At 54.6% G+C, this 16,682-nt stretch carries 18 protein-coding genes and 2 tRNA genes; 14 read left to right on the top strand and 6 right to left on the bottom strand.

Going from position 1 to position 16,682, the window contains the following annotated elements; translation table 11 throughout:
• Positions 1-22: 22 nt before the first annotated feature.
• On the bottom strand, positions 23-1,093 hold the full coding sequence (locus HVA01_RS14755; RefSeq protein WP_146876170.1) for an endonuclease/exonuclease/phosphatase family protein: 1,071 nt from the start codon (positions 1,091-1,093) through the stop codon (positions 23-25).
• Positions 1,094-1,300: 207 nt separating this feature from the next.
• Here HVA01_RS14755 and HVA01_RS14750 point away from each other — a divergent pair.
• Together HVA01_RS14750 and HVA01_RS14745 are read left to right on the top strand one after the other, a co-directional pair.
• Positions 1,301-1,377, top strand: a tRNA-Val gene (locus HVA01_RS14750).
• A gap of 22 nt (positions 1,378-1,399) precedes the next feature.
• Positions 1,400-1,476 (top strand) — tRNA-Val (locus tag HVA01_RS14745).
• Between the two features lie 53 nt (positions 1,477-1,529).
• Here the strand turns inward: HVA01_RS14745 and msrC are convergent.
• From msrC to HVA01_RS14725, 4 genes are all read right to left on the bottom strand, one after another.
• Complete coding sequence (gene msrC / locus HVA01_RS14740; RefSeq protein ID WP_146876169.1) at positions 1,530-2,015, bottom strand: free L-methionine (R)-S-oxide reductase MsrC; 486 nt, start codon at positions 2,013-2,015, stop codon at positions 1,530-1,532.
• Between the two features lie 155 nt (positions 2,016-2,170).
• Positions 2,171-2,962, bottom strand: coding sequence for a MetQ/NlpA family ABC transporter substrate-binding protein (locus HVA01_RS14735; protein ID WP_146876168.1), 792 nt, complete (start codon positions 2,960-2,962; stop codon positions 2,171-2,173).
• A gap of 103 nt (positions 2,963-3,065) precedes the next feature.
• Positions 3,066-3,719, bottom strand: coding sequence for a methionine ABC transporter permease (locus tag HVA01_RS14730; RefSeq protein WP_146876167.1), 654 nt, complete (start codon positions 3,717-3,719; stop codon positions 3,066-3,068).
• Complete coding sequence (locus HVA01_RS14725) at positions 3,700-4,758, bottom strand: methionine ABC transporter ATP-binding protein (RefSeq protein WP_146876166.1); 1,059 nt, start codon at positions 4,756-4,758, stop codon at positions 3,700-3,702. Before HVA01_RS14725 ends, HVA01_RS14730 begins: the two co-directional genes overlap by 20 nt.
• A 506-nt stretch (positions 4,759-5,264) precedes the next feature.
• On the opposite strand from HVA01_RS14725, the gene HVA01_RS14720 reads away from it, so the two are divergent.
• The 10 genes from HVA01_RS14720 (at position 5,265) to moaE (ending at position 13,215) form a co-directional block, all read left to right on the top strand.
• A complete protein-coding gene (locus tag HVA01_RS14720) occupies positions 5,265-5,897 on the top strand; it encodes a riboflavin synthase subunit alpha (RefSeq protein ID WP_146876165.1) in 633 nt (210 codons plus the stop codon).
• A 218-nt stretch (positions 5,898-6,115) separates the two neighbouring features.
• The gene (locus HVA01_RS14715; protein ID WP_146876164.1) at positions 6,116-7,414 is read left to right on the top strand and encodes an NCS2 family permease; all 1,299 of its coding nucleotides are present in this window, start codon (positions 6,116-6,118) and stop codon (positions 7,412-7,414) included.
• A gap of 40 nt (positions 7,415-7,454) precedes the next feature.
• Positions 7,455-8,000, top strand: coding sequence for an adenine phosphoribosyltransferase (locus HVA01_RS14710; protein WP_146876163.1), 546 nt, complete (start codon positions 7,455-7,457; stop codon positions 7,998-8,000).
• Positions 8,001-8,006: 6 nt separating this feature from the next.
• Complete coding sequence (gpt, locus tag HVA01_RS14705) at positions 8,007-8,486, top strand: xanthine phosphoribosyltransferase (protein ID WP_146876162.1); 480 nt, start codon at positions 8,007-8,009, stop codon at positions 8,484-8,486.
• Positions 8,487-8,488: 2 nt separating this feature from the next.
• Positions 8,489-9,172, top strand: a complete 684-nt coding sequence (gene ung, locus HVA01_RS14700) for a uracil-DNA glycosylase (protein WP_174787786.1) — start codon at positions 8,489-8,491, stop codon at positions 9,170-9,172.
• A 95-nt stretch (positions 9,173-9,267) separates the two neighbouring features.
• Positions 9,268-9,897 carry a uracil phosphoribosyltransferase gene (gene upp, locus HVA01_RS14695; RefSeq protein ID WP_146876160.1) on the top strand — a complete coding sequence of 210 codons (630 nt, stop codon included), beginning with the start codon at positions 9,268-9,270 and terminating at the stop codon, positions 9,895-9,897.
• Positions 9,898-9,981: 84 nt separating this feature from the next.
• Positions 9,982-11,214 carry a uracil-xanthine permease family protein gene (locus tag HVA01_RS14690; RefSeq protein ID WP_146876159.1) on the top strand — a complete coding sequence of 411 codons (1,233 nt, stop codon included), beginning with the start codon at positions 9,982-9,984 and terminating at the stop codon, positions 11,212-11,214.
• A 52-nt stretch (positions 11,215-11,266) separates the two neighbouring features.
• Positions 11,267-11,824, top strand: coding sequence for a molybdopterin-guanine dinucleotide biosynthesis protein B (gene mobB / locus HVA01_RS14685; RefSeq protein WP_146876158.1), 558 nt, complete (start codon positions 11,267-11,269; stop codon positions 11,822-11,824).
• 123 nt (positions 11,825-11,947) lie between these two features.
• Entirely contained in the window at positions 11,948-12,745 is a 798-nt protein-coding gene (gene moaC, locus HVA01_RS14680) for a cyclic pyranopterin monophosphate synthase MoaC (protein ID WP_146876157.1), read from the top strand.
• A gap of 5 nt (positions 12,746-12,750) precedes the next feature.
• Positions 12,751-13,215 carry a molybdopterin synthase catalytic subunit MoaE gene (gene moaE / locus HVA01_RS14675; protein WP_146876156.1) on the top strand — a complete coding sequence of 155 codons (465 nt, stop codon included), beginning with the start codon at positions 12,751-12,753 and terminating at the stop codon, positions 13,213-13,215.
• Between the two features lie 25 nt (positions 13,216-13,240).
• Here moaE and HVA01_RS14670 read toward each other — a convergent pair whose 3' ends face one another.
• On the bottom strand, positions 13,241-14,848 hold the full coding sequence (locus HVA01_RS14670; RefSeq protein WP_146876211.1) for a ribonuclease J: 1,608 nt from the start codon (positions 14,846-14,848) through the stop codon (positions 13,241-13,243).
• 247 nt (positions 14,849-15,095) lie between these two features.
• Here HVA01_RS14670 and purU point away from each other — a divergent pair, with 247 nt between their 5' ends.
• Both purU and HVA01_RS14660 read left to right on the top strand, forming a co-directional pair.
• Positions 15,096-15,950: a formyltetrahydrofolate deformylase gene (purU, locus tag HVA01_RS14665; protein ID WP_146876155.1), complete on the top strand. Its 855-nt coding sequence runs from the start codon at positions 15,096-15,098 to the stop codon at positions 15,948-15,950.
• A 24-nt stretch (positions 15,951-15,974) separates the two neighbouring features.
• Positions 15,975-16,646, top strand: a complete 672-nt coding sequence (locus tag HVA01_RS14660) for an energy-coupling factor ABC transporter permease (protein WP_146876154.1) — start codon at positions 15,975-15,977, stop codon at positions 16,644-16,646.
• The last annotated feature ends 36 nt before the right edge of the window (positions 16,647-16,682 follow it).

Below are 16,682 nucleotides of genomic sequence, written 5' to 3'. Positions count from 1 at the left end.
CTGGGGGTGGTACTTCGAACGGTTAGCTTGGTTGTGTTTCGTTTTTACCATCCTGAATGGTTTCGCTGGCTTCGTTATGCTCCCCAGTATCGGCTTCAGGATTTTCGTGTTCGTCTTGACGCGAGGGGCGATAGCAAAACGTAGCCAGCATGGGGAAGTGATCCGAGCCAAAGTATTCGAGGCGCTGCATATCCACCAGGGTAAAGTGCTCGGTCACGAAGATGTGATCAAGGGGCCAGCGCAACATTGCGTATTGGGCATGAAAGGTACTGAACAAGCCCCGCCCTCGGCGTGGGTCGAGCATGCCACCGACACGACAAAATAGCCGCGTCGTGCGTGACCAAGCCACATCGTTAAGGTCTCCAGCTACCAGCGTTGGTTGGGGGTCCTGGTGAATTTTCTTGCCTACCAGTAACAGCTCGGCATCGCGCCAAAGGGATTCCTCGCTTTCACTAGGGGCGGGTGGTCGTGGGTGTACGGCATAAAGACGCACGCTGTCGCCACTGGCAAGTGTAACGCGGGTATGAATAGACGGAATATCATCTTGAATCAGCCACTCGACTGAGGTGTTATTGAGCTCAAGGGACGAGTAGAGATGCATACCGTAAAGATTGTCGAGTGGGATTTTAACGCTATGCGGCCACCGCGCTGCTAAGGCCGGGTCTAGCTGATTCTGCCACCATTGGTCTGATTCAAGGGTTAGCACGATGTCAGGCTGGCGCTGATGAATCATATCAATGAGGGGTTGAGCTTGCCGGTTTGACGTCAGCACATTGGCGATCAGTAGCGTAATGGTTTTATCAGCGTCGTTACTGCTTGCCGCCTTGACCTGAACAGGCCATAGCTTCGTAAAGGGCAGTATGTAATAGCTTTGAATAAGCAAGCTGATTGCCGAGGCGAGTAGTGCGACCCATCGCCAAGGGCCAGGTTCAACCCAAATAGCCGCGACTATTCCGGTAACCAGCGCTAGGCAAGCGATTTGTAAGCGTGGAAATTCAAAGCTGCGGACCAACCACCAGTGCAGCTCGATGCGCGCAATGAGTGTGGCCAATAACAGTGCGATGGCGATGCTGCCTAGCAAAATACCCAGCATGGCTTATTCTCCTTATGAAATCGCCCAGGCCATTGAAGCACTTAGCCTAGCGGTAGAGGGATATAAGTGTCGAATGAAACGAGCGAATGGGAAATTTTTGAATCGCGCAGACAAGCCAGCCAGCGCAGGAAAATAGCTTGCAATTCAGGGGCGAGGGCGTAAAATACGCATCCGTTGCCTGGCTTGAAACTGCCTAAAAAACACAGCAGGACCATAGCTCAGTTGGTTAGAGCGCCACGTTGACATCGTGGAGGTCGGCGGTTCAAATCCGCCTGGTCCTACCAGCACATGCCAGTCACAATTTTTAGGACCATAGCTCAGTTGGTTAGAGCGCCACGTTGACATCGTGGAGGTCGGCGGTTCAAATCCGCCTGGTCCTACCAGATATTAAAAAACACCCCAGCCATTATTTGTCTGGGGTGTTTTTGTTGGTGCGTTACGCCGTTACTTTTAGCAGGTCGGGTAAATCAGTTTGGCGCATAAACGTCGCCATCAGCGTCTCTATACCCGCTTGGTCCTGCTCGGTGAAGCGCGCCTGCAAAGGGCTGTCCAGGTCAAGCACACCCCAGACAAGGCCATCCGCCACGATAGGCACCACTAGCTCGGAGCGCGAGTTGGCGTCGCAGGCAATGTGGTCGGCAACCGCATATACGTCGTCCACTCGCTGGGTGGCTTGCAAGCGAGCGGCAGCACCGCATACGCCTTTGCTAAACGGGATAGGGTGGCAGGCGGGCTGGCCTTGAAACGGTCCGAGACCTAACACGTCGAGCTGGCGCTGAAGATAAAAGCCTACCCAATTTAAGTCGCTAAGCTGCTGGTTAATAAACGCACAGGTTTGCGCGCTATTGGTCAGCCAATCGCGTGTGTCGAGCAGTGCTTCAAGCTGGCGGTTAAGCATGGGATAGTCAGCAGTGTTGTGCATAGGGCCTCTTTAACTCTGTTTTAACTCTGTTTTTTTAACGAACTAACGCAGCAGGCCGACACTTTTGCATGGTGGGTTACCTATGCGTGTCGGCCTGGTGTCATCTATTGATGGCTAATTCGCGGTATGGCTCAGCCAGTCTTGTTAAGACAGCACTACTCTGTCCAGCCTGGGACCGCGGCACCTTTAAATAACTCTTCAGCTTTTTCAATGACTTCATCACGCTGGTAGGCGTCGACCAGCTGTTGAATCTCTTCACGATCTTCATCGCCGTCGCGCACGGCGATCAGATTAACGTAAGGCGACTCTGGCCCTTCCTTGATCAATGCATCGTCCAGGCTTAAGCCAGCTGGCTGTGCGAACGTATTGTTGATAAAGGCCATATCGACATCAGGCAGCACGCGAGGCAGCTGTGCGGCTTCAATTTCACGAAAACGGAAATTGCGCGGGTTTTCAGCTATATCGATGGGGGTCGCTTCGAGGAATTCAGGATCGTTAAGGGTGATCAGGCCTTCGTTGTGCATCAAGATAAGCGCGCGACCTTCATTGGAAGGGTCGTTGGGCAGTGCGATTTGGGCACCGTCAGGCAAGTCGTCGATGCTGTCGTATTTTTCCGAGTAAGCGCCAATCGGGTATACGAAGGTATAACCGGCAATGGCCAAGTCATAACCACGGTCGTCGACCATCGACTGTAAGTAGGGTTTATGCTGGTAGGCGTTGGCGTCTAGGCTGCCATCGGCCAGGGCCACATTGGGGGTGACGTAATCAGTAAATTCAATGATTTCGACATCCAGGTCATAGTCTTCTTTGGCAATGCGCGCGGCGACTTCCATGATTTCGGTTTCGGGGCCGGCAACGGTGCCCATTTTGATGCTGTGGGTTTCAGCGTTAGCGACGTTCACCGCAAGGGCCAGGGCGGTAAGGCTACCCATAATCAGTTTTTGCATGAGGTATCTCCAGTGACGTTGTTGATAATAATATAATGATGCGGCAATAAAAAACCGTTGTCTAATGCATTTTTGTTATAACAGATTGCCGCTCGGTGGGCTGCTACTTACGGTCGCTTTTACGTACGAGGTAGTCGCCCAAGCTCTGAAAGCCTTGCACCATGACAACCAAAATGACCACCGTAATCATCATGATGGTGGGGTTGAAACGGTTATAGCCGTAGCGAATGCCTAAGTCGCCCAGGCCGCCGCCGCCTACGGCACCGGCCATGGCAGAGTAGCTGACCAGTGTCACAACGGTGATCGTCAAGCCGGTCATAATCCCGCCGCGCGCTTCTGGAATCAGTACCTTGGCAATAATTTGCCAAGGCGTTGCACCCATGGCCTGGGCGGCTTCAACTAACCCCGGCGAGATTTCATTTAGCGCCGCCTCGACCAGCCGAGCGACAAACGGAATAGCGGCAATCGTCAGTGGCACAGAGGCAGCGTTAATGCCGATCGAGGTGCCTACCAGCATGCGCGTAAAAGGGATGATCGCCACCATCAAAATAATAAACGGAATCGAGCGGCCGATATTGGTAATGATGCTTAGCACTTGATTAAGCAACGGTTTCGCCAATATTTGCCGCGGGCGCGTGACATAGAGCATAACGCCGAGGGGCAGGCCGACGAGCGTAGAAATAAACCCTGAAATGGCCACCATATAAAGGGTATCCAGCGTGGCCTGTAAAATTAGCTCAATCATTGCGCTGGACATGGCCGAGTACCTCTACTTGCAGTTGATGAGATTCAAGATAGTGCATGGCTTGCTGAGTTTGCGTCGGCGTGCCCAGCAGTTCCGCGATCATCAGGCCCAGGGTGCGCTCCTGAATCGACTCTACTTTGGCTTGTAAAATGCTGACATCGACCTCGCACTCCCGGGCCAGGCGCGAAATCAGCGGCGTTGAGACTGCATCGCCCGAGAACGTTAGGCGTACCACCGGGTGGGTGTTGTCGCCGGGGGCATCAAGAAGTCGTTCGATCAGCTCTTTGGGCGGTGTTAGCTGCAGGAAGTCGTTGAGAAACTCACGGCCCAGCTGGGTGCGCGGGGCGGTAAAGAAGTCGCCGACTTCCGAGTCCTCCACTAATTCGCCGTCCGAAATCAGGCTCACCCGGTGGCAAATCGATTTAACCACTTCCATCTCGTGGGTGATCAACAGGATGGTAATACCCAACTGATGATTAATATCACGCAGCAGCTCGAGTATTGAGCTGGTGGTTTGCGGGTCCAGGGCAGAGGTGGCTTCATCACAGAGCAATACCTGCGGCTTGCTGGCCAGCGCCCGAGCAATTGCGACCCGCTGCTTTTGACCGCCGGAAAGCTGAGCCGGGTATTGATTGGCTTTGTCAGCCAAGCCGACCATTTCCAGTAGCGGAATAACCCGGTCGCGCACGGTGTGGCGTTTTTGCCCCATCAGTTCAAGGGGCAGGGCGACGTTGTCAAATACCGTGCGTGTGGTAAGCAAATTGAAGTGCTGAAAAATCATGCCGATGCGATGGCGGGAGCGATTGAGTGCCGAGCGGCTCAAACGCGTCATTTCCTGGTCATCGACAATGACGCTGCCGCTAGTCGGGCGCTCTAATAGATTGACGCAGCGTATCAAAGTGGATTTGCCAGCGCCGGAGAGGCCAATAACACCGTGAATCGTACCCTTGGGGACGGTGAGGCTGGCATTTTTTAGCGCATGAACGGCATGGGTGCGACTGCCCTTGTGGCTACTGAAATAGGTTTTGCTGACATTGCGAAGTTCAATCATTGCGTCTGCCTTACCGTTAGGCCGTAGACGGAGTGCGGGGGTGCAAGCTTAAGGCGGGTTAAAATAGGCTGAAACACAAAAAAGCCACCCTGGTGGGTGGCCATCAACGCTGGACACACCCTTTTAGCTGCACTTTACCAGGTCAGTAACCAGTACAAAGCCAATGACCTAGCAGACGCCCGCAATATGGGTACAAATCGGCGTCGTTACAATCGGGCAAATACTTTAAAGAGAGCCAGCCATTTAGTCAATTATTGGCGGCTTATTTTATGGTTTATGAGCTATTAATAGCGTTATTGACTAAAATATATAGCTTTTAAAGCTATTAGTGCTGCTTCTGACGTTGAGCATTGGTGTGTTTGGTTAGCCGTTTTATTTTCCTCAAGAGGTAAAAACAGGGTCAATGTGAATATCACCGCGCTGAAGACTGCACAATGGTGAGGCACCAGTAGTAAGCTTGCTGGATTGAACCTTTGTTTTTTACGGCTGAAGGGAGAAAGGGCGTTATGTTTACCGGTATTGTGCAGGGCGTAGCCAAGGTAGTGGCGGTCCACGAATTAGAGGCGTTTCGCGTGCACGTGTTGGAAATGCCGCCCTTGATGCGTGATGGGCTTGAAATGGGGGCATCGGTGGCGCACAACGGTGTTTGTTTGACCGTCACCGCGATTGAAGGCGACCGCGTGAGTTTTGATTTGATGCGTGAAACCTTGCGATTGACCAATCTTGGTGCAATTACCCCTGGGCAATGCGTCAATATAGAGCGTGCGGCGCGTTTTGGTGATGAGATTGGTGGGCACTCCATGTCGGGGCATATCATCTCAATGGCCGAAGTGGTGGCCATTGAAGAGGCGCCGAACAACCGCCGGCTGTGGTTTGCTCTGCCGGAAAGGCTGGGCCGGTTCGTGTTTGAAAAAGGCTATATCGGGGTGGACGGTATCAGCTTGACCATTGGTGACGTACGCCACGTTGAGCGCGGCGGGGTGGAGTTCAGCGTCAATTTAATCCCGGAAACACTAACACGCACTATCTTACAAGACCGAGCCCCGGGCGATCAGGTCAACATTGAAATTGATCCGCAAACCCAGGTGATTGTTGAAACCGTCGAGCGCGTGCTGGCACAGCAAAAAGTGGCACCGTAGCTTCGCTAGCGAGTTTATTTACTTTCTTGTTGACCGATCGGTTAGGTCATGGCCTAAAGATTGCTTGGGCATATAACAGCGGGACTGTTTCATAACAGCGGGTCCCGCTTTCGTTAGTCGCCATAATGAGGCGCTCGCATCGCTGCGAGCGTTTCGGTAGTATGTGCGGCTTTTCTCGGCACCAGAACGCACGCTCATGTGTAAGGATAAGAAGATTCATGAAACGTCTGGATAGTTATTTCAAGCTCACTGAGCACAATACCAACGTCAAAACAGAAGTTATTGCCGGGATTACCACTTTCCTGACGATGGCCTACATCATCTTTGTTAACCCGAGCATTCTTTCCGAAGCCGGTATGGACGCGGGGGCGGTGTTTGTTGCTACCTGCCTAGCCGCCGCTATTGGCTGTTTGATAATGGGGTTATGGGCAAATTACCCGATTGCCCAAGCGCCGGGTATGGGCTTGAACGCCTTTTTCACCTATGGCGTGGTGCTGGGCATGGGATATACCTGGGAGGCGGCCTTGGGGGCGGTTTTCTTCTCCGGTCTAACGTTCTTTTTACTCAGTATTTTTAAAATACGCGAGTGGATTATTAACGCTATCCCGATGACGCTGCGCTTGGGTATCGCCGCGGGTATCGGTTTGTTCTTGGCCATGATTGCGCTTAAAAACGCTGGCATTGTGGTGGCCGACCCCGCTACTTTCGTGACGCTGGGGGATCTCTCGCAGCCGTCGGCCATTTATGCGTTGCTGGGCTTCTTCGTGATCACCGCGCTGTCTTATTTAAGAGTGACCGGTGCGGTGATGATTGGCATTTTGGGCATCACCGTCATTGCCATACTGCTGGGCCACAATGAGTATGGCGGTCTGATGTCGATGCCGCCGTCGATTGCGCCGACCTTTATGGCCATGGATTTGGTGGGCGCGCTGGATGTGGCGATGCTCAGCGTGATTTTTGCCTTCCTGTTTGTCGACCTGTTCGACACCTCCGGCACGCTGATAGGCGTTGCCCATCGCGGTAAACTGCTGGATAAAGACGGCAAAATGCCGCGCATTGGTCGCGCCATGATGGCCGACAGCACCGCGTCGATGGCCGGTGCTGTGTTGGGTACCTCGACAACCACTAGCTATATTGAATCAACGGCGGGTATTGCGTCGGGTGGGCGTACCGGTTTGACCGCCGTGGTGGTAGCTGGCATGTTCCTGATTAGCCTATTCTTTGCGCCGCTGGCGGGCTCCATTCCGGCTTACGCGACGGCGGGCGCGCTGCTTTATGTGGCCGTATTGATGACGGGTAGCTTAGCGCATGCCGATTGGGACGACCCCACTGAAGCTGCACCGGTGCTTATTGCTGCCCTGGCGATGCCGTTGACGTTTTCGATTGCGGAAGGTATCGCACTCGGCTTTATCAGCTACGTGGCGATTAAAACGTTAGCCGGCCGCTTCAAAGATTTGAACCCGGCGGTGATCATTTTAGCGCTGGTGTTTGCGGCAAGATTCCTGTTCATGGGGTGATTGGCCCCTGACCCTTTTTTATTACTCAATGAGAGACGCGATGAGCATTTACGGCGACTACATTAAGTCCGTTATCCGCACGGTTCCCGATTGGCCTGAGCAGGGCGTGAATTTTCGCGATATCACCCCCTTGCTGCAAAATAGCGCTGCCTTTCGCAAGCTGATCGATAGCTTCGTACACCGTTATCAGGAAATGAACCTGGATGCCATCGCGGCTATTGATGCGCGTGGTTTTATTATTGGCGCGCCGCTCGCTTATGAGTTGGGCTGCAGCTTTGTGCCGGTACGTAAAAAGGGCAAGCTGCCCTTCAAGACTATCAGCGAGACTTATAAGCTGGAGTACGGGCATTCGGAAGTAGAGCTGCACGCCGATGCGTTCCAACAAGATGATCGTATTCTGCTGATGGATGATCTGATCGCTACCGGCGGCACCATGCTGGCAGCGGCCAATTTAATTCAGCGCAGCGGTGGTCAGGTGGTCGAAACAGCCACCATTATTGACCTGCCTGAGCTGGGTGGTGCGCAGAAAATTCGTGATGCGGGTTACAGCGTATTTGCGGTTTGTTCCTTCAACGAAAACGAGTAATCCGCCATGAGCAGCGACCGCTACCATCAACATTTTACTGTTTCCTGGGATCAGTTGCACCGCGATGTCCGCACCCTTTGCCACCAGATGATCGAGCGGGATTTTAAAGGCATCGTCGCGATTACTCGCGGTGGCTTAATTCCCGCCGCGCTCATTGCCCGGGAGCTGAATATCCGCCTGATCGATACCGTGTGCATTAAAAGCTACGACCATATGGATCAAGGCGGCCTGGATATTATGAAGGGCGTCGATCACGACGGTGATGGCTGGCTGCTCGTGGATGACCTAGTGGATACCGGGAAAACGGCCCGCGCGGTGCGTAAAATGCTGCCCAAGGCGCATTTTGTGACTATCTATGCCAAGCCAGACGGTCGTCCGTTGGTGGATCAATACCTGACGGAAGTGGGCCAGCAGTGCTGGATCCAGTTTCCTTGGGACATGGGCATTGCTTACGTTGAGCCGCTTGTTGACCAAATGAAGAGGTAATGATGGCCAATCCACTTCCCGACGATTGGAACCAGTGGCTGGGCAGTGAGTTCCAGGCTGACTATATGCGCGCGCTCAAGGATTTTTTGGCGCAGCAGAAAGCGGCCAAAAAAACCATTTATCCGCACTCCTCGCAATGGTTCCGCGCTTTTGAGCTGACGCCGTTGAGTGACGTTAAGGTGGTCATTTTAGGCCAGGATCCTTATCACGGTCCGGATCAGGCTCACGGTCTGTGCTTTTCCGTACAGCCTGGGGTTCCGGTGCCGCCGTCGCTGGCCAATATTTATAAAGAATTGGCCGCCGATGTGGGGTTTACCCCTGTGAGTCACGGTTGCCTGGAGGCCTGGGCAAAGCAGGGCGTGCTGCTATTAAACACCTCGCTCACTGTGGAGCAGGGTAACGCGGCGTCGCATCGCGGTAAGGGGTGGGAGCCGTTCACTGACCGTGCGATTGAGACCGTCAGCCAGCATGCGCCGCCGTGTGTGTTTCTGCTATGGGGCAGCCATGCGCGCCAGAAAAAGGCGTTAATCGACCCGCAGCGCCATTTAATACTCGAAGCGCCGCACCCTTCACCGCTCTCTGCGCACCGGGGCTTTTTTGGTACCCGGCATTTTTCTCAGGCCAATCAATTCCTGCAAGCCCAGGGGCGGGCCCCCATTGAGTGGCAATTGCCGGAAACCCCTTAACCTTGCAAGTGGTTGCGGGTAGAATACGCGCAATTTTGCGCCTAGCTGATGCAGCTCTGGTTGTCATTCTGAACCCCCTGCAGTGAGGAAGTCCCATGAGTGTTTACGCCATTAACCATCCGCTTGTTCAGCATAAGCTGGGTCTGATGCGCGAAGTGGATCTTAGCACCAAGAGCTTTCGTGAGCTGGCAGGTGAAGTCGCCAAGCTGTTGACCTACGAAGCCACCAAAGGCCTGGAGCTGGAAGATCATGAAATCCAGGGATGGAACGGCGAGCCGATTGCCACCCAGCGTTTGAAGGGAAAAAAAGTCACGGTCGTGCCGATTCTGCGTGCCGGGCTCGGCATGTTAGAAGGCGTGACGGATTTGATCCCCAGTGCGCGGGTTAGCGTTGTTGGCCTTTACCGCGATGAAGAGACGCTTCAGCCGGTGCCTTACTTTGCCAAGTTTGCAAACGACATCAAAGAGCGCATGGCGATTGTGATTGACCCCATGCTCGCCACCGGCGGTTCGATGGTGGCAACGCTGGACATGCTACGCGAGCGCGGCTGCGAGCATATGAAGGTGATTGTGCTCGTCGCCGCGCCTGAAGGGATCAAGCGGGTGCAGGCAGCGTATCCGGATATAGAGATTTACACGGCCTCGATTGACGACCGCCTGGATGAAAATGGCTATATCGTTCCGGGCCTTGGTGACGCTGGCGATAAGATTTTTGGAACGCGCTGAGCGTCCTTCGACACATTGCCCCTTGCGCTTCGCGCTAGGGGCATTTTTTTGCCCTATTATTCGCAACCTTTTAGGAGTTCTCTCATGAGTGACACCGCCAGTAAGGCTGATTCGTGGCTTAAACTGCTGCTAACCGGCGCGCAAATGCTGTTTGTGGCGTTTGGTGCCCTGGTGCTGGTGCCGCTTTTGACCGGGCTTGACCCCAGCGTTGCGCTATTTACGGCCGGGGCAGGTACGCTGGTGTTTCATGCGGTCACTAAGCAGAGTGTGCCGGTGTTTTTAGCCTCATCGTTTGCGTTTATTGCGCCTATTCAGGGCTCCATTGCGAGTTTTGGCGTGTCCGCCACAATGGGCGGGCTAATGGCAGCGGGGCTGGTCTATGTGGGCATTTCACAGGCGGTGCGGCTGAAAGGCACCGCCTGGCTACATCGTTTGCTGCCAGCGGTCGTTGTAGGGCCAGTGATTATGGTGATCGGCTTGGCGCTAGCGCCGGTAGCGGTGAGCATGGCGACCGGTGAAAACAGCGATAATATTGGCTATGGGCTGGCCATCTTTCTTTCCATGACCAGCTTGCTAGTCACCCTGGTGCTTGCTGTGTTCGGTCGCGGCTTGCTGCGTCTGGTGCCGATTGTCGGTGGTATCGTTACCGGCTATGGCTTGGCGTTGCTAATGGGCGTGGTGGACTTTACCCCGGTGCGCGAGGCGGCGTGGCTATCGGTACCCGGCTTTACGGCCCCCAGTTTTCATTGGGCGGCTATCCTATTTATGATTCCGGTCGCGATTGCCCCAGCGGTCGAGCATATCGGAGACATGGTTGCCATTGGCTCGGTGACGCGCAAAAATTACCTTGAAAAACCCGGCTTACACCGTACTTTACTCGGCGATGGGCTGGCGACCAGCGTTGCGGCGCTGCTGGGTGGCCCGCCGAATACGACCTACTCGGAAGTCACCGGCGCGGTAACGCTGACCCGCGCGTTTAATCCCAAATACATGGTCGTGGCCGCGATTATCGCCATCGTGCTGGCTTTTGTCTCTAAACTGGGGGCGCTGTTGCAAACCATTCCCGCCCCGGTGATGGGGGGGATTATGACGCTGCTGTTTGGTTCTATCGCAGTGGTCGGTATGAACACGCTGGTGCGCGCCGGGCAATCACTGACCGCGCCGCGTAACTTGGTCGTGGTCTCGCTAATACTGGTCTTTGGTATAGGCGGTATGCAGTTTGGCGGTGGTCAGTTTACCCTGCAAGGTGTCAGCTTGGCTGCCCTGGTCGGAATTGCGTTGAACTGGCTATTACCCAGAGAGCAAGAGGGCGAGTAACCTCTTGAGGGCGCAGTAAGCGTCGCTTGGGGCGTCAATAGGAGTATCAGTTATGGCTAATCAATTAAGCGCCTCTTTTCCCGTGCTGGGGATTGCTGCCTGGAGCGGCACCGGCAAAACGACGCTGTTAGAGAAACTGCTGCCGCGTTTGGGCGAGCATGGCCTAAACGTCGCCGTGATTAAGCATGCGCATCACTCATTTGAGGTGGATAAGCCCGGTAAAGATAGTTACAAGCTGCGCCGCGCGGGTGCCGCACCGGTGCTGGTAGCCTCCCATCAGCGGTTTGCCCTGATGCAGGAAACGCCTGACCAAACCGAGCCGGATTTAGCGCAGCTGCTTACCTTTATGGTGCCGCACAAGCCGGACCTAGTAATTGTGGAGGGCTTTAAAGCCTGGCCGATTCCCAAGCTGGTGCTTTACCGTGCGGGGATTGGCGATGCGGCTATTTTAACCGGTCCATGGGTTGAGGCCGTCGCGCTCAGTGGGCCGCCGCCTTTTGACTTGGCGGCAGCAGTGACCCAGTTAAATCTTGACGATAGCGAATCGATTGTCCACTGGATAAAAGCCTGGGTAGGCGCGGAAAACGCTAAGTTGGCATCATGCACTTAGTCTTCAATGCTTGGTCTTAAATGCCTGGTCTTCAATACGTTGTTTTCGACACCTAGTCTTCAAGCTCTCAGTCTTTAAAACCAGTCTACAAAAACCAGTCTTCAAAACAGGAACGGTAACCACATGCAATTAACCCACCTCAATACCCGTGGCGAAGCCAATATGGTGGATGTCGGCGATAAACAGGAAACACGTCGCGAAGCAGTTGCTTCGGGGCGCATTGTCATGCAACCGGAAACGCTGAAATTGCTTGGCGACGGTGAATTACCCAAGGGCGATGTGATTGCCACGGCGCGTATTGCGGGCATTCAGGCGGCAAAACGCACCCACGAACTGATCCCTCTCTGCCATGCTTTGGCGCTTTCGAAAGTATCGGTTGAGTTTGAAATCGACGTTGCTGAAAGCTGTGTCAACGTTACCTCCCTGTGTCGCTTAAACGGTCGTACCGGGGTGGAAATGGAAGCGCTTACCGCGGTGTCGGTTGCCTGTTTAACGCTTTACGATATGTGTAAAGCGGTAGATAAAAATATGCATATCGAGGCTATTCAACTCGATAGTAAGCACGGCGGACAGCGCGGCGATTACCAGCGTCTTAGCGCACATACGCCCATTGTGACGGGTGAAGGCGCAGCGGGTGAGGTAACTTTAGGCCAGCGCTGCTCCTCACCCTGCGTGCGCGTTAAATTTTTAGCCGAACTGCGCGAGCGGGTCGGGGAAAGCGAGGCGGTGGTGAGTTTGGATCAACTAACCAGCCGTGATATTAGCGGGTTGAAAGCGACCCTGGCGGCCCGCGATGAGCGATTTAAACAATTAACCGACCAACGTACGCTGTGCGCGATTAACCAAGTAATGGCAAACGATGACGCATTAGTGACCGATGATGACGAAGTGGCGTTTTTCCCACCGGTCACTGGGGGGTAGTGTGGATGGCAAATGTGGATATTAAGGTGGCGATTCAAGCCGCGCCTTTCGCAATGGGGTACGGCTATGACGATACATTAGCCGGGCGCAGCGATATCGGGGCCATCGTCAGCTTTACCGGCCTGGTGCGCGATTTTAATGAAACGCCCGAGGTCACAGGGTTGACCCTGGAACACTACCCCGGCATGACAGAACGTACGCTGACGGAAATTGGTGAACAGGCATGGCAGCGCTGGTCGCTGCAGGCAGTGCGTATTATCCACCGGGTCGGTTATTTGGCGCCGGGCGATCCCATTGTGCGCGTGCTAGTCGCCAGCGCCCATCGTCGCGAAGCGTTTGAAGCCTGCGATTTCATTATGGATTTTCTAAAAACTCAGGCGCCTTTCTGGAAGAAAGAGCACTCTACCCAGGGCGAGTACTGGGTCAAGGAGCGCCACTCCGACCAGCAGGATGCAGCGCGCTGGCGTTAATGTTTGAGCCAGAGTGAGTGATCTTTTAGCGATAGGTGGCGTTATCCAAGCGGACGTCCTCGGGCATTTCGGCGGCCATAATCTGCAGGTGTACGTCGGGCAGGTGCTGCATGTGTTCCGCCAGCCAGTGAACCAGGCGGGGCTGCAACGCATGGCGCAGATCGGCAAGGGTATCGGCGGTAATCTCCTCAAGCTGATCATCCAGCCAGTCGCTAAAGCTGTCTTCATCCAGCGGGCTCGCCCCGGAGGAATCCAGCATCAAACGGCCAATGCGTGCCCAGCCGGTGTCCGTTGCGGTCACCGGCAGCGCTAAGTATAGACTGCCGCGGCGTGCGGTGGTGATGTTACTTTCTAGCCCTGGGTGGGGCACCACACTGTTCTGGGCGATGATGCAGGGGGGCTGCGGATAGCGTGCCTCACAGCGCAGGCCATGGCTGTCGAAGCTCAGCAAATCACCATTGACCGGCGCTAACGGCGCCTGGATATCCATTTGCTGAGCAATCGCCTGATGGGCTTGCTGATGACGCGCCTCGCCATGTACGGGCATAAGATGCTTCGGCCTGACCCATTGATAGAGTTTAATCAACTCCTCACGGGCGGGGTGCCCGGTGGCATGCAGCTCAGGGTGATTGACTTCGTCATAGAGCCGTACACCCAAGTGTGCTAAACGCTTTTTGAGTTGTTCAATGGGGCGTTCATTGCCTGGAATGGCCTTGGCCGAAAAAATAACGTTATCGCCAGACTGTAGATCAACAAACGGGTGGCTGCCCTGGGCGAGACGTTGCAGCGCTGCCCGAGGCTCACCCTGGCTTCCGGTGGCGATAATCACTACCTCATCGGGGGGTAAATAACCCAGGTCGTGATTGGGTACCAGAGGGGGTAAATCATCCATGTAGCCAAGCCCTCGTGCCACGCTCACCATGCGCTCCATAGAGCGGCCCATTAAACTGATCCGCCGTCCACACTGCTGGGCGGCGCGACCAATGGCAAGCACTCGCGCCAGGTTGCTGGCAAAGCAAGACACCACGACGCGGCCTGTGCAGTGAGCGATGGTTTTGGTCAGTGCCCGGGCGACATCCCCCTCGCTGCCGGAGTGACCGGGAATAGGCGCGTTAGTGGAGTCGCCGACTAATAAATCGATCGGTGCAAGGGCCCGGAATTGAGCGGCACCCATCGGCGTACCGATCAGCGGCTCCGGGTCGAGCTTCCAATCGCCGGTATGTAAAACACGGTATCCCCCGACCATCATCATCAAGGCACAGCTTTCAGGAATCGAGTGCGTTAGCGGTAAGTAGCGAAGCGTGAATGGGCCGCTCTCAAGCGCCTCGCCGGGTTCAATGACCTGAATGGCGTCACTGCTCAGCTGATGCTCGGCAAATTTTAGCCGTAACAGACCCGCCGCCAGCGGGGTGGCATAAATTGGGCAGTTCCACAGCGGCCACAGCCAGGCAACCGCGCCAATGTGGTCTTCGTGACCATGGGTAATAAACAGTGCTTTAGGTATAATGTTCAGCGCTTTGGGAGTGTCGAGATTAGGCACCTGAAGCGGCGAATTGGGCAGATCCTGGCGAATAATCATGCCGCAGTCGACGGCGATCCAGTGATCGTCATACCCATAGAGCGTTAGATTCATACCAATCTCACCGCATCCCCCTAGCGGCAGCAAGCGCAGCGGTGGTCGACGGCGGGGACGAATTTGAACGCGTGGTGAATACATTAGTTATGAAAAGCCTAAAAAGTAATGTTTCAACTATACGGAAGGCAGGAGCGGCTAACAATCATCCTGGGCCTTCCGTTACACTGGCCCCCTCATTTACATCCCAAGTCGCTGGTTCGCGGTTTTTCATACGTAGCGTTGCAATAGATCAAGAGTAGCTAACATGTCACATTATTATCGTTTAGTCGTGTCCTGCCCTGACCGGGTAGGCATTGTTGCCAGCGTGTCGAGTTTTATTGCCCAGCAGGGCGGTTCCATTACCGAAGCAAGCCAGCATTCTGATTTGGAAACCGGCTGCTTTTTTATGCGTTATGAAATTTTAGCGGATTCGGTAGGCATGTCGGTGGAGGCGCTACGTGCTGCGTTTGAGCCCGTGGCTAACGAGTTCAATATGCAGTGGGCGCTAGTAGATACCCAAACGCGTCGGCGTGTGGTGCTCATGGTGTCGCGTGAGTCGCACTGCCTCGTCGACCTGCTTTACCGTTGGCAGGTGGGTGAATTGGACTGTGACATTGTCGGCGTTATCTCCAACCACGATGATATGCGCTCGCTCACCGAGTGGTACGGCATTCCTTACCACCATGTGCCGGTTAACCCCGACGATAAGCAGGCATCGTTTGCCCAGGTGCAGGCTGAAATCGATAGCGCCCGCGCCGATTGCGTTGTACTGGCGCGCTATATGCAAATTCTACCGCCCGAACTATGCGCGCGTTATGCGGGTAGGGTGATCAATATTCATCATAGCTTTTTACCCTCGTTTGCTGGCGCCAAGCCCTATCATCAAGCCTATCAGCGCGGCGTTAAACTGATTGGCGCCACTTGCCACTACGTGACCGAGGAACTCGACGCTGGGCCGATCATTGAGCAGGATATCCATCGCGTGAGCCACTGCCATACGCCGACTGATTTAGTACGCTTTGGGCGTGATGTCGAAAAAGCTGTTCTCGCACGGGGCTTACGTTGGCATTTGCAAGATCGCGTGCTGGTTCACGGCAATAAAACGGTTGTTTTCAGCTAACGGTAGCCAATCAGAGAGGTCGTCATGTCATTTGCACAAAGCGTGTTAGCGCCCTGGGCACTGCTACTGACCTCGCTACTCTCGTTAGTAGTGATGACGTGGGTGCTTTGGCGGCGGCCTTGGCAGGCGTTGGTCGAAGATACCGCGCTTCAGCACCGCTGGTTGGGTGCCACGCTGGCGGTAGCCTTGATGTGGCAACTACGCGCTCAGGCGGTCGACTGGCTAACGCTGCACCTTGTTTTTACCGTGTTGATGACCCTGGTCTTCAAGGTGCCGTTAGCCCTGATAAGTAACGTGCTGATTAATGTGACCATGGTGGTGATTGGGCGCAACGAATGGATGCTGCTAGGGGCTAACGTACTGGTCACGGGCATTGTGCCTGCCGCGGTGATTGGCACCGTATGGCGACTGGTAGATCGCCGCCTGCCGGATAATTTGATGGTGTTTCTATTTGCCTGCGGCTTTTTCGGGGCAGCGCTGGCAACGCTGGGGGGAGGTCTGGCGGCGGTACTGTTGATTATCGTCGCGGGAACTGACCCTGAAGCGATCTATCTGGCCCAGGAATATGCGCGCTTTTTACCGTTGCTAATGCCTTCAGAAGCGTTTATTACCGGCATGCTGCTGAGCATTCTGCTGGTTTACCATCCGAACTGGGTGGCCACCTTTAATGACCACCGTTATATCGATTTGCAGTAGCGTCTAAGCAAGCGCCAGGCACCACTTTTTGAATTC

It is taken from the genome of Halovibrio variabilis (genome assembly GCF_007991175.1).
GTDB lineage: Bacteria > Pseudomonadota > Gammaproteobacteria > Pseudomonadales > Halomonadaceae > Vreelandella > Vreelandella variabilis.
This window is presented reverse-complemented; position numbering and strand designations above follow the sequence as displayed.

Excerpts from the sequence above, each read along its gene's own strand:
- HVA01_RS14755 (WP_146876170.1), bottom strand. The coding sequence starts at position 1,093 with ATGCTGGGTATTTTGCTAGGCAGCATCGCCATCGCACTGTTATTGGCC.
- msrC (WP_146876169.1), bottom strand. The coding sequence starts at position 2,015 with ATGCACAACACTGCTGACTATCCCATGCTTAACCGCCAGCTTGAAGCA.
- HVA01_RS14735 (WP_146876168.1), bottom strand. The coding sequence starts at position 2,962 with ATGCAAAAACTGATTATGGGTAGCCTTACCGCCCTGGCCCTTGCGGTG.
- HVA01_RS14730 (WP_146876167.1), bottom strand. The coding sequence starts at position 3,719 with ATGTCCAGCGCAATGATTGAGCTAATTTTACAGGCCACGCTGGATACC.
- HVA01_RS14725 (WP_146876166.1), bottom strand. The coding sequence starts at position 4,758 with ATGATTGAACTTCGCAATGTCAGCAAAACCTATTTCAGTAGCCACAAG.
- HVA01_RS14720 (WP_146876165.1), top strand. The coding sequence starts at position 5,265 with ATGTTTACCGGTATTGTGCAGGGCGTAGCCAAGGTAGTGGCGGTCCAC.
- HVA01_RS14715 (WP_146876164.1), top strand. The coding sequence starts at position 6,116 with ATGAAACGTCTGGATAGTTATTTCAAGCTCACTGAGCACAATACCAAC.
- HVA01_RS14710 (WP_146876163.1), top strand. The coding sequence starts at position 7,455 with ATGAGCATTTACGGCGACTACATTAAGTCCGTTATCCGCACGGTTCCC.
- gpt (WP_146876162.1), top strand. The coding sequence starts at position 8,007 with ATGAGCAGCGACCGCTACCATCAACATTTTACTGTTTCCTGGGATCAG.
- ung (WP_174787786.1), top strand. The coding sequence starts at position 8,489 with ATGGCCAATCCACTTCCCGACGATTGGAACCAGTGGCTGGGCAGTGAG.
- upp (WP_146876160.1), top strand. The coding sequence starts at position 9,268 with ATGAGTGTTTACGCCATTAACCATCCGCTTGTTCAGCATAAGCTGGGT.
- HVA01_RS14690 (WP_146876159.1), top strand. The coding sequence starts at position 9,982 with ATGAGTGACACCGCCAGTAAGGCTGATTCGTGGCTTAAACTGCTGCTA.
- mobB (WP_146876158.1), top strand. The coding sequence starts at position 11,267 with ATGGCTAATCAATTAAGCGCCTCTTTTCCCGTGCTGGGGATTGCTGCC.
- moaC (WP_146876157.1), top strand. The coding sequence starts at position 11,948 with ATGCAATTAACCCACCTCAATACCCGTGGCGAAGCCAATATGGTGGAT.
- moaE (WP_146876156.1), top strand. The coding sequence starts at position 12,751 with ATGGCAAATGTGGATATTAAGGTGGCGATTCAAGCCGCGCCTTTCGCA.
- HVA01_RS14670 (WP_146876211.1), bottom strand. The coding sequence starts at position 14,848 with ATGAATCTAACGCTCTATGGGTATGACGATCACTGGATCGCCGTCGAC.
- purU (WP_146876155.1), top strand. The coding sequence starts at position 15,096 with ATGTCACATTATTATCGTTTAGTCGTGTCCTGCCCTGACCGGGTAGGC.
- HVA01_RS14660 (WP_146876154.1), top strand. The coding sequence starts at position 15,975 with ATGTCATTTGCACAAAGCGTGTTAGCGCCCTGGGCACTGCTACTGACC.